Source organism: Pseudomonas sp. BRG-100 (assembly GCF_000737955.1).
In the GTDB taxonomy this organism is placed as follows: Bacteria; Pseudomonadota; Gammaproteobacteria; order Pseudomonadales; family Pseudomonadaceae; genus Aquipseudomonas; species Aquipseudomonas synxantha_A.
Map to the genome: position 1 here is coordinate 4,274,152 of NZ_JPRX01000001.1, position 15,100 is coordinate 4,289,251.

At 60.2% G+C, this 15,100-nt stretch carries 13 protein-coding genes; 2 read left to right on the top strand and 11 right to left on the bottom strand.

Going from position 1 to position 15,100, the window contains the following annotated elements; genetic code table 11:
• Positions 1–24 precede the first annotated feature (24 nt).
• From pgi to dksA, 10 genes are all read right to left on the bottom strand, one after another.
• Entirely contained in the window at positions 25–1,689 is a 1,665-nt protein-coding gene (gene pgi, locus JH25_RS08395; RefSeq protein WP_032879450.1) for a glucose-6-phosphate isomerase, read from the bottom strand.
• 223 nt (positions 1,690–1,912) lie between these two features.
• Complete coding sequence (panC, locus tag JH25_RS08390; protein WP_032879451.1) at positions 1,913–2,764, bottom strand: pantoate--beta-alanine ligase; 852 nt, start codon at positions 2,762–2,764, stop codon at positions 1,913–1,915.
• Positions 2,761–3,561: a 3-methyl-2-oxobutanoate hydroxymethyltransferase gene (gene panB / locus JH25_RS08385; RefSeq protein ID WP_032879452.1), complete on the bottom strand. Its 801-nt coding sequence runs from the start codon at positions 3,559–3,561 to the stop codon at positions 2,761–2,763. Before panB ends, panC begins: the two co-directional genes overlap by 4 nt.
• Positions 3,562–3,923: 362 nt before the next feature.
• Entirely contained in the window at positions 3,924–4,409 is a 486-nt protein-coding gene (folK, locus tag JH25_RS08380; RefSeq protein WP_032879453.1) for a 2-amino-4-hydroxy-6-hydroxymethyldihydropteridine diphosphokinase, read from the bottom strand.
• A 2-nt stretch (positions 4,410–4,411) separates the two neighbouring features.
• Positions 4,412–5,815, bottom strand: coding sequence for a polynucleotide adenylyltransferase PcnB (locus JH25_RS08375; RefSeq protein ID WP_032879455.1), 1,404 nt, complete (start codon positions 5,813–5,815; stop codon positions 4,412–4,414).
• A 697-nt stretch (positions 5,816–6,512) separates the two neighbouring features.
• Positions 6,513–7,952, bottom strand: coding sequence for a sigma-54-dependent transcriptional regulator (locus tag JH25_RS08370; RefSeq protein WP_032879456.1), 1,440 nt, complete (start codon positions 7,950–7,952; stop codon positions 6,513–6,515).
• 22 nt (positions 7,953–7,974) lie between these two features.
• Complete coding sequence (locus JH25_RS08365; RefSeq protein ID WP_005791453.1) at positions 7,975–10,929, bottom strand: sensor histidine kinase; 2,955 nt, start codon at positions 10,927–10,929, stop codon at positions 7,975–7,977.
• Positions 10,913–11,089, bottom strand: coding sequence for a hypothetical protein (locus JH25_RS28715; RefSeq protein ID WP_003176118.1), 177 nt, complete (start codon positions 11,087–11,089; stop codon positions 10,913–10,915). The genes JH25_RS08365 and JH25_RS28715 overlap by 17 nt, the downstream gene beginning before the upstream one ends.
• Positions 11,090–11,151: 62 nt before the next feature.
• Complete coding sequence (gene gluQRS, locus JH25_RS08355) at positions 11,152–12,039, bottom strand: tRNA glutamyl-Q(34) synthetase GluQRS (protein WP_032879458.1); 888 nt, start codon at positions 12,037–12,039, stop codon at positions 11,152–11,154.
• Between the two features lie 82 nt (positions 12,040–12,121).
• The gene (dksA, locus tag JH25_RS08350) at positions 12,122–12,556 is read right to left on the bottom strand and encodes an RNA polymerase-binding protein DksA (protein WP_005791430.1); all 435 of its coding nucleotides are present in this window, start codon (positions 12,554–12,556) and stop codon (positions 12,122–12,124) included.
• Positions 12,557–12,875: 319 nt separating this feature from the next.
• Here dksA and JH25_RS08345 point away from each other — a divergent pair, with 319 nt between their 5' ends.
• A complete protein-coding gene (locus JH25_RS08345) occupies positions 12,876–14,048 on the top strand; it encodes a pyridoxal phosphate-dependent aminotransferase (RefSeq protein WP_032879459.1) in 1,173 nt (390 codons plus the stop codon).
• Entirely contained in the window at positions 14,048–14,761 is a 714-nt protein-coding gene (gene sfsA, locus JH25_RS08340; RefSeq protein ID WP_032879460.1) for a DNA/RNA nuclease SfsA, read from the top strand. Before JH25_RS08345 ends, sfsA begins: the two co-directional genes overlap by 1 nt.
• Here the strand turns inward: sfsA and JH25_RS08335 are convergent.
• A complete protein-coding gene (locus JH25_RS08335) occupies positions 14,758–15,075 on the bottom strand; it encodes a Rieske (2Fe-2S) protein (RefSeq protein ID WP_032879462.1) in 318 nt (105 codons plus the stop codon). The genes sfsA and JH25_RS08335 overlap by 4 nt on opposite strands.
• Between the last annotated feature and the right edge of the window lie 25 nt (positions 15,076–15,100).

Sequence of the window (15,100 nt, forward strand, 5' to 3'; positions counted from 1 at the left end):
GACGTTGGCCTTGAGTGATCAGCATCAGCCGCGGTGACGACCGCGGAAGTAGTTGATCAGGCCCTGGGTCGAAGCGTCCTCGGCTGAGGTTTCTTCGGCGCCCGTCAGGCGGTTGTAAACGCCTTTGCCCAGTTCCTTGCCCAGTTCAACGCCCCATTGGTCAAAAGCGTTGATGCCCCAGACCACGCTCTGCACGAACACCTTGTGCTCATACATCGCCACCAGCGCGCCGAGGCGACGAGGGCTGATGCGTTCGACCACGAGGGTGTTGCTCGGACGGTTGCCCGGGATCACCTTGTGCGGTGCCAGCTTCTGCACTTCCGCTTCCGGCAGGCCCTTTTCACGCAGCTCGGCTTCGGCTTCGCCGCGGGTCTTGCCGAGCATCAGTGCCTGGCTCTGGGACAGGCAGTTGGCGTATAACCACTGGTGGTGATCGGAGACCGGGTTGAAGCTGACGATCGGCACGATGAAGTCGGCCGGGATCAGTTGCGTCCCTTGGTGCAGCAGCTGGTGGTAAGCGTGCTGCCCGTTGCAGCCTACGCCGCCCCAGATCACCGGGCCTGTATCGGTGGACACTGGCGTGCCGTCCTGGCGGACGCTCTTGCCGTTGGATTCCATGTCCAGCTGTTGCAAATGCTTGGTGATGTTACGCAGGTAATGGTCGTACGGCAGGATCGCATGGCTCTGCGCGCCCCAGAAGTTGCCGTACCACACGCCCAGCAAACCCAGCAGCACAGGCATGTTGGCTTCGAACGGCGCGTTCAGGAAGTGCTGGTCCATGGTGTAGGCACCCGACAGCAGTTCCTTGAAGTTGGACATGCCGATGGCCAGGGCGATTGGCAAGCCAATCGCCGACCACAGCGAGTAACGCCCACCTACCCAATCCCACATCGGGAAGATGTTCTCTTCACGAATACCAAAGGCTACGGCCGCCGCGTTGTTGCTCGAAACGGCGATGAAGTGGCGATACAGCTCAGCTTCCGAACCACCCTGGGCCAGGTACCAGGCGCGGGCGGCCTGGGCGTTCTTCAGGGTTTCAAGGGTGTTGAAGGATTTGGACGACACAATGAACAGCGTGGTCTCGGCGCGCAGCTTCATGGTCAGCTCGTGGAACTCGCTGCCGTCGATATTCGCCAGGTAGTGGCAACGCACGCCTTTGTGGGCGTAGGACAACAGCGCTTCGGAGACCAGTTCCGGACCGAGGAACGAACCACCGATGCCGATGTTCACCACGTCGGTGATCGGCTTTTCGGTGTAGCCACGCCACAGGCCGTCGTGGATGCGGCCGACCAGGTCAGTAATCTGGTTCAGCACCTTGTGCACGTCCGGCATGATGTTCACGCCGTTGACCGACAGCTTGTCACCCACCGGGCGGCGCAGGGCGGTATGCAGCGCCGGGCGGCCTTCGGAAGAGTTGACGGGCTCGCCGGCGTACAGCGCATCAATCGCGCCTTTAAGGTTCACTTCCTTGGCCAGGTCCACCAGCAGGTCGCGGGTTTCGCTGGTGATCAGGTTTTTCGAGTAATCGAGGAAAAGTCCGCAGCTGCTCAAGGTAAATTGGGAAAAGCGCTGTGGGTCGGCATTGAACGCTTCGCGCATGCTGAAATCCTGCATGGCTTGGCGATGTTGAACAAGCGCTTGCCAGGCGGGCAGAGCGGTAACGTCATGAGGGGTGCGGTAGTACGCCATCGCTGCGGGTTTCCTTTTATTACAGGGACTGCCTTTAGGACACTTAAAAGCCCGGAACATCCATTCTTGTCTTAACGACTGGGTTCCAGACAGCGCTAACCATAGCGCAGGGCGATTACATTAAACCTAGCGTGTGGATATGTCTTGGCTTTGTCTGCGCTGTGGCCGGTACTTTTTTATACCGGCACAGCCGTCGGGGCAACAGGTGGAGGGTAAAGTGGGGTCAGGCGAGGTTCAGGTGCAGGTTATCGATCAGGCGTGTGGCGCCCAGATAAGCGGCGACCAGGATCACCACATCCCGATCTTCAGCCGTGGCCGGGCGCAGATGTACGCCCTGGCGCACTTCCAGGTAGTCCATGCGTAGCCCTGCGGCTTCAATCTGCCGGATTTGCTCGGCGCGAAGCTTGGCGAAATCATGATCACCGTCTTGGATGGCCGTGGCGATCTGGCTGAGGGCGCGGTACAGCACCGGCGCGACCGCACGTTGCTCCTCGGTGAGGTAACCGTTGCGTGATGACAGCGCGAGGCCGTCCGCTGCACGCACGGTGGGTTCGCCGATGATCTGGATCGGCATGTTCAGATCGCGGACCATGGCGCGAATGACCGCCAACTGCTGGTAGTCCTTCTGGCCAAATACGGCCATGTCGGGCTGGACCATGTTGAACAACTTGCTGACCACCGTGGCCACGCCTTCGAAATGCCCTGGGCGGCTGGCGCCGCACAAGCCTTCGGACAGTTGTGGCACGCTGACGCGGGTCTGGCCGTTCATGCCATCGGGGTACATTTCCTCGACAGTGGGGGCGAACAGCAGGTTGCAGCCCGCCTGCAGGAGTTTTTCCTGGTCGGCGGCCAATGTGCGCGGGTATTTATCCAGATCTTCGCCGGCACCGAATTGCAGTGGGTTGACGAAAATGCTCGCCACCACGAAATCTGCCTGCTGCGCGGCCTTGGTCACCAGGGTGGCATGGCCGCTATGCAGGTTGCCCATGGTAGGCACAAAGCCGATGCGTTTGCCGGCGCTGCGGGCGTGGGTCACGGCAGCCCGCAGTTCGCGGACGGTTTTAACGGTGTTCATGCCGAGAATCCGTGTTCAGCGCCTGGGAAAGTCACATTCTTGACTGCGCTGACGTAAGCGCTCAGGGCTGCGTGAATGCTGTCCTGGCCGGCCATGAAGTTCTTCACGAACTTGGGTACGTGACCGCTAATCGACAGGCCGAGCATGTCGTGCAGGACCAGCACCTGACCATCGGTGGCGGAGCCGGCGCCAATGCCGATTACCGGCACTTTGACGGCCTGGGTGATTTCTGCGGCCAGTTCGCTGGGGACGCACTCCAGCACAATCATCGCGGCACCGGCTTGTTCCAGGGCGATGGCATCGGCGCGCATCTGGCGCGCCTGGGCTTCATTGCGACCCTGTACCTTGTAGCCGCCGAGGATGTTCACCGACTGCGGGGTCAGGCCCATGTGTGCACATACCGGTACACCGCGTTCAGCCAGCAGCCGGATCGACTCGGCCAGCCACACGGCGCCTTCGACTTTGACCATGTGGGCGCCGGCCTGCATCAGCTTGCCGGCGTTCTGGAAGGTTTGCTCAAGCGTGGCGTACCCCATGAACGGCAGGTCGGCGATGATCAAGGCGCCGTCGTTGCCACGCTTGACGCTGGCGGTGTGGTAGGCCAGTTCATCCGTGGTCACGGGCAGGGTGCTGTCATTCCCTTGAAGAACCATGCCCAGGGAGTCGCCCACTAACAACACTTCAACCCCGGCCTGGCAACAGGCGTTGGCGAAGGTGGCGTCATAGCAGGTCAGCATGGTGATTTTTTCACCCTTGAGCTTGAGGCTCTGCAAGGTGGTCAGGGTAATGTCTGGCATGAAAAGGGTCCTCGTTCAGGCGCTTGGAAACAGCGAGTAACGCGCGTGAGTCTTCGTTTATACAGGCGCACTGTCTTGAAAGCAGTGCTTATAAGGCCTGGATTGCGCCCTGTAGCGCCGGGTTGGCGGCAGCGGGACGCCTATAGTCGTGAGGAGGACACGGGAAGTCAATTGGATGTGTTACCGCATTGTTACGATGGCGGTGTTACCGCTGTTACTGACGCGATTGCGCAACTTGTGCGCGGTTTACGGCAGCGCAGATCAAATGTGGGAGCTGGCTTGCCTGCGATGGCATCCACGCGGTGTGGCTGATACACCGAGTCGCTTGTATCGCAGGCAAGCCAGCTCCCACATTGACCGAGTCATTCTTGCGGTAAGCGTTCCAGGCCGACGAATGGGCAGGCTGTGAGCAGGGTGCTCAAGCGTTGGCCGTCAGGCAGTTGCAGGTCGGTTGACGCCAATTCAGCCAGCGGATACAGCACAAAGGCGCGCAGATGCATCTGGTAGTGCGGCACCTTGAGGCGCGGTTCGTCGATCAGGCGATCACCGAACAGCAAGATATCCAGATCCAGTGTGCGTGGGCCCCAGCGCTCAAGACGTTCGCGGCCCTGGTCATTCTCGATGGCTTGCAGTGCGTCGAGCAGGTCCAGCGGCGCCAGGCTGCTGTCCAGTGCCGCAACCGCGTTGGTGTAGCGCGGTTGGCCCGGGAGCAGGGAGTCACTTTGATAGAAGGCGGACACACCAGCGAGGTGGGTGCCAGGCAGTTGCGCCAGCGCCTCGATCGCGCTGCGCAATTGCTGTTGCGGGGCAGCCAGGTTGCTGCCCATGCCGATGTAGATACGTTCCACGTTTATTCGCCCGCGGCGCCCGAGGCATCGGCACTGCTGCGTTTACGCTTGCTGCCGCTGCGGCGACGCTTTTTCGGCCCTTCACCGGCACCATCGCCTTTGCTGCCAAGCTCACGAATCATTTCGCGACGCTGGCTGTCATTGGCGTCCTGATAGTCAGTCCACCATTCGCCCAGGCCATCGGTCTGCTCACCGGCGCTTTCGCGCAGCAGCAGGAAGTCGTAGCCGGCACGGAAGCGTGGGTTGTCCAGCAGCAGGTCAGCACGCTTACCGCTGCGACGCGGCAAACGTTCCTGCATGTCCCAGATTTCGCGGATCGGCATGGTGAAGCGTTTCGGGATGGCGATGCGTTGGCACTGCTCGGCGATCAGTTCGTGAGCGGCTTCCTGCATGGCCGGGATCGGCGGCATGCCACGGTCCTGCAGGCGCAGTACGCGCTTGGGCAGCGCTGGCCACAGCAGGGCGGCAAACAGGAATGCCGGGGTTACCGGTTTGTTCTGCTTGATGCGCAGGTCGGTGTTGACCAACGCTTCGCTGATCAGCGTGTGGGTGTACGTGGGGTTGTATTCCAGCGCCTCGGCACTGGCCGGGAACAGCGGGTCGAACAACTGCAGGTCGACGAGCATTTCGAAGGTGTCGGCGGCATACCCCGAGAGGAACAACTTGAGCACCTCTTCAAACAGGCGTGCCGAGGGGATTTCCCGCAGCATGGGCGCCAGCTCGCGAATCGGCGCGGCAGTGTGCTTCTCGATACCGAAGTTGAGTTTGGCCGCGAACCGCACGGCGCGCAGCATACGCACCGGATCTTCCTGATAGCGCTGGGTCGGGTCACCGATCAGGCGGATCAGGTTATTGCGAATGTCGTGTACGCCATTGGCGTAATCGAGGATGCGCTCGCTGACCGGATCGTAATAAAGGGCATTGATGGTGAAGTCGCGACGTTGCGCGTCCTCTTCCAGGGTGCCGTAGACGTTATCACGCAGGATGCGCCCGCTCTCGTTGCGGGAAGACTGATTGGTGTCTTCCTCTTCATCGTTTTGCGGGTGGCCGGCGCGGAAGGTCGCAACCTCGATGATTTCGCGACCAAAATGGATATGCACCAGCTTGAAGCGCCGGCCGATGATTCGTGCGTTACGAAACTCGGCGCGTACTTGTTCAGGCGTGGCGCTGGTGGCGACGTCGAAATCCTTGGGCGTGATATTGAGCAGCATGTCGCGTACGCAACCACCCACCAGGTAAGCCTGGTAGCCGGCGTTCTGCAAACGTTCGACGATGTTCACTGCATAACGGCTGAATTGAGCGCGCTGCAACGAATGCTGGCTGCTGTTGAGCACTTCAGGCGTGCTGCGTTTGTGTTGCGTACGACGCAAGGGAGAACGGAATGACTGGAACAACTTCTTCAGCATGGGATGCACTGTTTGAAGGAATGTTCGGCCATAACGAAGAATGACCGCATGATGGGCGGGGATTCTAGCATTTAGTCAGGGGATGGTGTAGGAACAAGCTACAGGCATTGCGCCTTAAGCGTTTTGGAGTCAAATCCCGGAAACTACAAGGGGAGCCGAAGCTCCCCCAGAAGTAGTTGCGTGCTCTATTTTTATTATTGATTTCGGGCTTCTTGTTTTTGTTGATCGCCCTCGCCATGAAGCTTCACCTTCATGACACTCCCAATCGAGAGTCAAGAGCAAACGGATTGCTTTGGTCGCTGTGTTGCTGATCTACGATCCAACCAGTTCAGGCTCTGCCTTAGGGCAGTTTTTGTTGTTCTCGGCCTGGTTGCGGGGCAAGCCCCAAATGCAACGCCTCTCCAAAAGAATCAGTTAGCTGCGCCTCCGCCGTGTTGTTTTTGTTATGCGTGAGTCGATTCGTCTTATTTTTATTGTCTTGTACATAGCTTGTTATTGTTTTTGTACTAAGCATATAGCAGGGTGCGTGCCAACTTTTGTACCGGCCAGCAAAATCAGGGGGTTGAGGTGGTTTTGCAGTTTTCGAGGGCAAAAAAAAGCCGGGGCTTCGTTACCGTAAGCCCCGGCTTTTGTTACGTGAAAAGTCAGCGGTAACAGTTTTTTCACATCAACAGGTGTTACCCATGGGGGCGCACCCTCAGCTCTCGCTGGCAACCCCGGTCTTGCGCCGCGGAATGCCCAGGCGCTGGCGCCGCTCCCACAGGCACTTGCGACTCACACCCAGTTTGCGGGCCAATTCGGTCTCGGTCATATGGTCCTGATGTTCCAGGACGAAATGCTGGAAGTAGTCTTCCAGTGACAAATCCTCCGTCGGCTCATGACTGGTATTGCTACCGCCGCCCTGTTGTGGGGCCAGGCCGATGAAGTCATCGTCTTCCAGGTCACTGAGCTCGATATCGATGCCCAAAAGCTCGGCGGAAATCTCCGGGCTTTCCGACAGGATCACCGCGCGCTCCACGGCGTTCTCCAATTCCCGCACGTTACCCGGCCACGAGTAATGCCGGATTGCCTGCTCGGCGTCCGCGGCAAACTTCAGGTCGGTACGGTTGATGCGTGCGCTCTGGCGTAACAGGAACGCACTGGCGATCTCGTTGACGTCGGCGCCGCGCTCGCGCAGGGCCGGCAATTTGAGGGCGATCACGTGCAGGCGGTAATACAAGTCTTCACGGAACTGGCCGATCTTGGCCAGGCTCTTGAGGTCACGGTGCGTCGCTGCAATAAGCCGCACATCAACCTTTTGCGATTGCACCGAACCGACTCGGCGAATCTCGCCTTCCTGCAACACCCGCAACAAGCGCGCCTGGGCTTCCAGTGGCAGTTCGCCGATTTCATCGAGGAACAAGGTTCCGCCGTCCGCCGCTTCAACCAGGCCAGCACGCCCGGCGCTGGCGCCGGTGAACGCGCCTTTCTCGTGACCGAACAGTTCGGACTCGATCAGCGATTCAGGGATTGCCGCGCAGTTCACCGAGATCATCGGTGCCTTGGCGCGCTTGGACAGGTTGTGCAGGGCGCGGGCAACCAGCTCCTTGCCAGTGCCCGACTCGCCCTGGATCAAAACATTGGAATCGGTCGGCGCCACTTTGCGGATCTTGCTGTACAGATCCTGCATCGGCGGGCAGGAGCCGATGATGCCGATCTCGCCATTGCTGTTGTCCACACCGGGCTTGTCGGCGCCGTTGGTCGCTTTGCCGACTGGACGCTGTTCGGCAGGCGCGCTGCTGGCCGACTGACGGTCACGCAGGATGCGGGCCACGGCTTGGAGCATCTCATCGTGATCGAAAGGCTTGGCGATATAGTCCACCGCGCCCATCTTCATCGAGTCGACCGCCGAGCGCAGGCTGGCGTAGCTGGTCATGATCAGCACCGGGGTGCCTTGGCCCAGCTTGATCAGCTCGGTGCCCGGAGCTCCAGGCAGGCGCAGGTCGCTGACAATCAGGTCGAACGTGGGGATGCTGAACCGCTCCTGGGCTTCCTGCACCGAGCCGGCTTCGCTGACCTGGTACTGATTTCGTTCAAGCAGGCGACGCAAGGCAGAGCGGATAATGGTTTCGTCTTCGACGATCAAAATGTGCGGCATTGATTCAATTCTCTCGACGGTCTCAGTTCACAGCGGACGTCGCTTCGACATGACGCGGCAAGGTCACCCGGATACGGGTGCCGCGTTGGCTTTCGGTGTCAGCCGGGCTGTCGATGGTGATTTGTCCATAATGCTCTTCAACGATGGAATAGACCAGTGCAAGGCCCAGACCGGTACCTTCACCGGGGTCCTTGGTGGTGAAGAAGGGTTCGAACAATCGGTCCATGATGTTCTGTGGGATGCCGCTGCCTTCGTCCTCCACGATCAGGTCGACCGTGTGCTCGAAAGCCTCGCTCTTGACGCGTACAGCGCTGCCGGCCGGCGACGCATCGCGTGCGTTGGACAGCAAGTTGATCAGCACTTGGGCCAGGCGTTGCGAGTCGCCATCGACCCAATGTTCCGGATCACACAGATTAAAGAACTGTACTTCGAAATTGCGCCGATTCAAGGCCAGAAGCCCAATGGCGTCCTGCGCGACCTCGGCCAGACACACCGCTTCGTCCTGGTTTTGATGCGCGCCGGAGTGGGCGAAGCTCATCAGCGACTGCACGATGCGCGAAACGCGCTTGGTCTGTTCAAGGATCTGCCCGCTGATTTCAGTGATTTCACCGTCTTCCTCGCGCTCTTCGCGCAGGTTCTGCGCCAGGCAGGCGATACCGGTGATCGGGTTGCCGATTTCGTGGGCCACGCCGGCTGCGAGACGACCAATACTGGCCAGGCGCTCGGAATGCACAAGCTTGTCTTCGAGCATCTGCGTGTCGGTGAGGTCTTCCACCAGCAAAACCAGGCCGCTGTTACCGGGGGCCAGGGGCTCATCAATGGCGGCTTTGTGCAGGTTGAGCCAGCGGGTCTGGCCGTCGAGGGCCAGGTGCTGCTTGTGCAAGTGCTCGTCGGGCAGGTTGATAAACCCCTGAAGCAGTTCTTTCCACGGATCGGCCAGGGTATTGAGGCGCGAGCCCACTACCCGCTGCGCGGCGATGCCGGTGAGTTCTTCCATGGCCTTGTTCCACATCAGGATTTCCTGGTCCTTGGCCAGGGAACAGACACCCATCGGCAGTTCCTGCAAGGTCTGGCGGTGGTAACGGCGCAAGGCATCGAGTTCCGCGGCCAGGCCGGTGAGGCGTGAGTGGTAATCCTCCAGCCGGCTTTCGATGAAATGGATGTCTTCGGTCACGTAGTTTTCGCCGCCCGCCTTGTAGGGCAGGAAGGTTTCGACCATGTCCTGGGACACGCTGGGGCCCATCAGGCCGGAGAGGTTGGCCTCGATACGGTCACGCAGACGGCGCAGGGCATAGGGGCGACGCTCGTCGAACGGCAGGTAGAGGTCACGCAGCGCTTGCTCGACCTCCTTTTGCGCCGCCTTGGCGCCCAGAGGCTTGGCCAGTTGCGTGGCAAACTCCTGGGGCGAGGCTGCGTGCAGTTCGCGGCGTTGCGGGCGACGCACGTTGTCCACTGCGCAGGCTTCGGCGGCGCTGGTTTCTTCGGCACTGGCGTTGGTGAACAATGAGATCAGGGTAAACATCAGTACGTTGGCGGCCAGCGAGGCAATGGCCGCCATGTGCCAACTGGTGTCGTCGAGCACGTAAATCATGTTCAGCAACGGGATGTAGAAGCCCTGCAAGTTGCCGACCAGTGGTAGCAACATGGTGACGATCCACACCAGGATCCCCGCCAGCAGCCCTGCGATAAAACCACGGCGGTTGGCGGTCGGCCAGTACAGCACCGACAACACCCCCGGCAGGAACTGCAAGGTGGCGACAAACGCGACAATGCCAAGGTTGGCCAGGTCTTGCCCGGCGCCGAGCAGCAGGTAGAACCCGTAGCCGGCGGTAATGATCGCAACGATCAGCGCGCGGCGGGTCCATTTCAACCAGCGGTAGATATTGCCCTCAGCCGGCGGCTGGTACAGCGGCAGCACCAAGTGGTTGAGTGCCATGCCCGATAGCGCCAGCGTGGTGACAATGATCAATCCACTGGCCGCCGACAAACCGCCGACATACGCCAGCAGTGCCAACGCCGGGCTGTTGGCGGCAATGCCGATGCCCAGGGTGAAATACTCAGGGTTGGTGGTGGCCCCCAGTTTCAGGCCGGCCCACAGGATCAACGGCACCGCCAGGCTCATCAGTAACAGGAACAGCGGCAAACCCCAGCTCGCACTCACCAGTGAGCGTGGGTTGAGGTTTTCGGTGAAGGTCATGTGGTACATGTGCGGCATTACGATCGCCGAGGCGAAGAACACCAACAGCAGCGTGCGCCATGGGCCTTCCTGCAAGGGTGTGTGCAGCGCGGCGAGGGCAGTCTGGTTTTGCAGCAGCCACAGCTCCAGCTGTTGCGGGCCGTCGAACACGCCGTAGAGCGCATACAGGCCGACGCCGCCGATGGCGATCAGCTTGATGACCGACTCAAAGGCAATTGCGAACACCAAACCTTCGTGTTTCTCGCGGGTAGCAATATGGCGCGAGCCGAAGAAAATTGTGAACAGGCTGATCAGTGCACAGAAAGCCAGGGCAACACGGTGTTGCACGGGTTCGCGGGTCAGGATGCTGATGGAGTCTGCCACTGCTTGAATCTGCAGGGCCAGCAACGGTAGTACGCCGATCAGCATGAAAATCGTGGTCAGCGCACCGGCCCAGGTACTGCGAAAGCGGAAGGCAAACAGGTCCGCCAGGGATGATAACTGGTAGGTACGAGTGATTTTCAGGATCGGGTACAGCAACACCGGCGCCAGCAGGAATGCACCGGACACCCCCAGGTAACTGGACAGAAAGCCGTAGCCGTACTGATAGGCCAGGCCCACCGTACCGTAGAACGCCCAGGCGCTGGCGTACACGCCCAGGGACAAGGTGTAGGTCAGCGGATGGCGAATGATCGCCCGCGGAATCATTCCGCGCTCACTGATCCAGGCCACGCCGAACAACGCAGCCAGGTAGGCGGCGCTGATCAGCAGCATCTGGGTGAGGCTAAAGCTCATCGGCATCTTTTTGGCTCTGCAGGATGAAGGTCACGACGATCAGGATCAGCCATAGCAGATAAGGGCGATACCAGGCGCCCGTGGCGTCGATCCACCAATCCATGATGGCGGGGGAGAACAGGTAGATCCCGACGACCAGCAACAGGACCAATCGATAGATGTACATATTGGCCTCTGATTAAAAATCTGCGGCGATGGTAACGGATGGCGGGCAACCTGCAAGCGCCTTCAACTCAATTGCGCTTCGGCCAGCGTGAGTGTGCGCGGGATCTGCGTCGCGTCCCAGTGCGTAATGCCCCAATCCAGCAGTTCCCGTGGGCTTGCGTAAAGCAGTTCGTTACCGGCTGGCTGGCCGAGGGCGCGCAGTGCGCGAAGCAGCAAGGGCGTGGCCTGGTCGGCGGTCAACGGTGGAGAGCGGTAGGATTTTCCCAGTTTGTTGCCGTCCGGCTGCACAATCAGTGGTACATGCAGGTAACGTGGCTGGCGCAGGCCGAGCAGCTCTTGCAAGTAAAGCTGGCGCGGCGTGGAGTCCAGCAGGTCGGCGCCGCGCACGATATCGGTAACCCCTTGCCAGGCATCGTCGAGGACCACGGCCAACTGATAGGCGTAGAGGCCGTCGCGGCGCCGGATGATGAAGTCGCCGGCGTCGCGGCCCAGATGCTGTCGGAACTCGCCCTGCACGCGGTCGGTAAAGTGGTATTCCAGTTCAGGCACACGCAGACGGATGGCAGCATCCTGCTGGTCGTGGCCGGCATTGCGGCACAAGCCTGGGTAAATCCCGTTGTAGGGTTCCAGTTGCTTGCGCGAGCATGTGCAGGCATAGGCCAGGCCATGGTTGAACAGGTCATTCAGCACTTTGGCGTAGGCGTCATGCCGCTCGCTCTGCCGAACCAGCTCGCCATCCCATTCAAAGCCGTAGCTTTGCAGGGCATGCAGGATCGCCGCCTGGGCGCCGGGCTCTTCACGGGGAGGGTCAAGGTCTTCCATGCGCATCAACCAGCGGCCATGTTGGGCGCGTGCGTCGAGGTAGGAGGCGAGGGCAGCAACCAGGGAGCCGAAGTGCAAATGGCCGCTGGGCGTGGGGGCGAAACGCCCGATATAGGTAGAGGCTGTCATGGGCGGATACTACTGCAAAACCGGTAAACGCCAGAAACAAAAATGGGGCGTTTGCACGCCCCATTCGTTCAGTTCGGCAGGGTTACTTGCCGACCTGTTTTTCCTTGATTTCAGCCAAGGTCTTGCAGTCTACGCACAGGTCCGCAGTCGGGCGGGCTTCGAGGCGGCGAATACCGATCTCGACGCCGCAGGATTCGCACCAGCCATACTCTTCGTCTTCGATCAATTGCAGGGTCTTGTCGATCTTCTTGATCAACTTGCGTTCGCGATCACGAGCGCGCAGTTCAAGGGCGAATTCCTCTTCCTGGCTGGCACGGTCTGCCGGGTCCGGGAAGTTGGCTGCTTCGTCCTTCATATGGTCAACCGTGCGGTCGACTTCCTGCATCAAGTCCTGCTTCCACTGCTTCAGGATTTTGGAGAAGTGCTCGCGCATGGGCTTGCCCATGTATTCCTCGCCCTTGGATTCAACGTAGGGCTGGAAACCGCTGATGCTCTGTTGCTTTGCTTGGGTGGACATGAATAGACCGCCTCTCACTCTTCTAATCCATTGCGCAGGATTGCAACGTCACCGACACCTGCCGGCCCTGCGGCTGCAAGCGGGCGAACTTACCAGATAGATTCAGGGTGCGCTACTCCCGGTTGTCGAGCTCCAGGGCAAAGGGGTTGCAAACTGCAGCAGCCCGCCATGACTGGGTATGTATCGCCTCGAATGTTGATTTTAGCTGTTTTACGAGCGTGCGCAGGGTGCACTTGCAGCCCCAATCAGGCAATAGAGCATGTTTTACCGCGAGGGTTCGGTAGAATCCTGATTTTGTCCTCACCGTTAAGGAAGGCTAATGGCTCAGCCCTACAGTGCGCGCAGTCGCGCCATCGAACCTTTTCATGTCATGGCGTTGCTGGCACGCGCCAATGAGCTGCAGGCTGCCGGCCACGACGTGATCCATCTGGAAATCGGCGAACCGGACTTTACCACCGCCGAGCCGATCATCCAGGCCGGCCAGGCTGCGCTGGCCAACGGCAAGACGCGCTACACGGCGGCCCGTGGGGTGCCCGAGTTGCGCGAGGCCATCAGCGGGTTTTACCAGCAGCGCTACGGCTTGAGTGTCGATCCCGAGCGTATCTTGATTACGCCCGGTGGCTCCGGCGCGTTGCTGTTGGCCAGCAGCTTGCTGGTCGACCCTGGCAAGCACTGGCTGCTGGCTGATCCAGGCTACCCCTGCAATCGACACTTTCTGCGGCTGGTAGAGGGCGCGGCGCAATTGGTGCCGGTGGGGCCTGAGGTCCGCTATCAGTTGACCGCCGATCTGGTCGCCAGGCATTGGGACCAGGGCAGCGTGGGCGCGCTGGTTGCGTCACCGGCCAACCCTACCGGCACAGTCCTCACGAGGGACGAACTGGCAGGCTTGTCGAGTGCAGTCAAAGCGCGTAACGGCCACTTGGTAGTGGACGAGATCTACCACGGCCTCACCTACGGCACCGATGCCGCCAGCGTGCTGGAAGTCGACGATGACGCCTTCGTCTTGAATAGTTTTTCGAAGTATTTCGGCATGACCGGATGGCGCCTCGGTTGGCTGATAGCGCCTCCTGCTGCGATCAGCGAATTGGAAAAACTGGCGCAGAACCTCTACATCAGTGCGCCGAGCATGGCCCAGTACGCTGCCTTGGCCTGTTTTACCCCGCAGACCCTGAGCATTCTTGAAGAGCGCCGCGCCGAATTCGGCCGGCGTCGTGACTTTCTGCTGCCGGCGCTGCGCGAGCTTGGATTCGGTATCGCCGTGGAGCCGGAAGGGGCGTTTTATTTGTATGCCGATATCAGCGCGTTCGGCGGCGATGCCTTCGCGTTCTGCCGTCACTTTCTGGAGACCGAGCACGTGGCTTTTACACCCGGGCTGGATTTCGGTCGTTATCAAGCGGGCCACCATGTGCGTTTTGCCTACACGCAAAATATTGACCGACTGCAAGAAGCGGTGGAGCGCATCGCTCGTGGCCTGCGGAGCTGGCAAGGCTGATGCGCTTTCATCCTCCTCTTGAAGAAGGGCGGCTGATCCGCCGCTACAAGCGTTTTCTCACCGATATCGAAACCGTTACCGGCGAGTTGCTTACCATTCATTGCCCGAACACCGGCTCGATGCTCAATTGCATGGTCGAAGGTGGCCAGGTCTGGTTCAGCCGTTCCTCGGACCCCAAGCGCAAGTTGCCAGGCACCTGGGAAATTGCCGAAACGCCTCAGGGCCGGCTGGCGTGCGTCAACACCGCGCGGGCCAATCAGTTGGTTGAAGAGGCGCTGCTGGCTGGCGTGATCACTGAACTCAATGGCTTTACGGCGCTCAAGCGTGAAGTGCCGTACGGTCAGGAGAAGAGCCGCATTGACTTTCGCCTGGATTACCCACAGGGCGCCGCCTTCGTGGAGGTCAAAAGCGTCACCCTGGGTTTTGACGCAACCTCGGTGGCGGCTTTTCCTGATGCAGTGACGCAGCGCGGCGCCAAGCACTTGCGCGAACTGGCTCACCTGGCGCGTGAAGGTGTGCGGGCGGTGCAGTTGTATTGCGTGAATTTGTCGGGCATCGATGCGGTTCGCCCAGCGGTGGAAATTGACGCCGGTTACGCTGCGGCGTTACGCGAGGCCAAGGCCGCGGGTGTGGAGGTGCTGGCTTACGGCGTACGGGTCACACCGCAAGAGATGTATGTCGAGCGTCGACTGAAGGTGTTGTTGGGCGACTAGAGTTCTACCCACAAGCCTTGTTCATCCTCATGGCCGGGCAGGGCGGTGAGACTCTGGCCTGCGCACGGGCCGGCGATGCACTCGCCGCTCTCGATCAGGAATAGGGCGCCATGGGTGGCGCATTGGATCAGGCTGGCGCTGGCGTCGAGGAAGCGGTCGGGCTGCCATTCCAGCGGGACGCCGCGATGGGGGCAGCGGTTGCGATAAAAGTAGGCAATGCCGTCTCGGCGCACGGCCAGCAGTTTATGGCCATCGATATCAAAACCGCGGCTGCTGTCGGGTGCGAGGTCGCTTGAGGGGCAGAGAAACTTCATTTCAATCCTTAAGTGCCTTGACGTT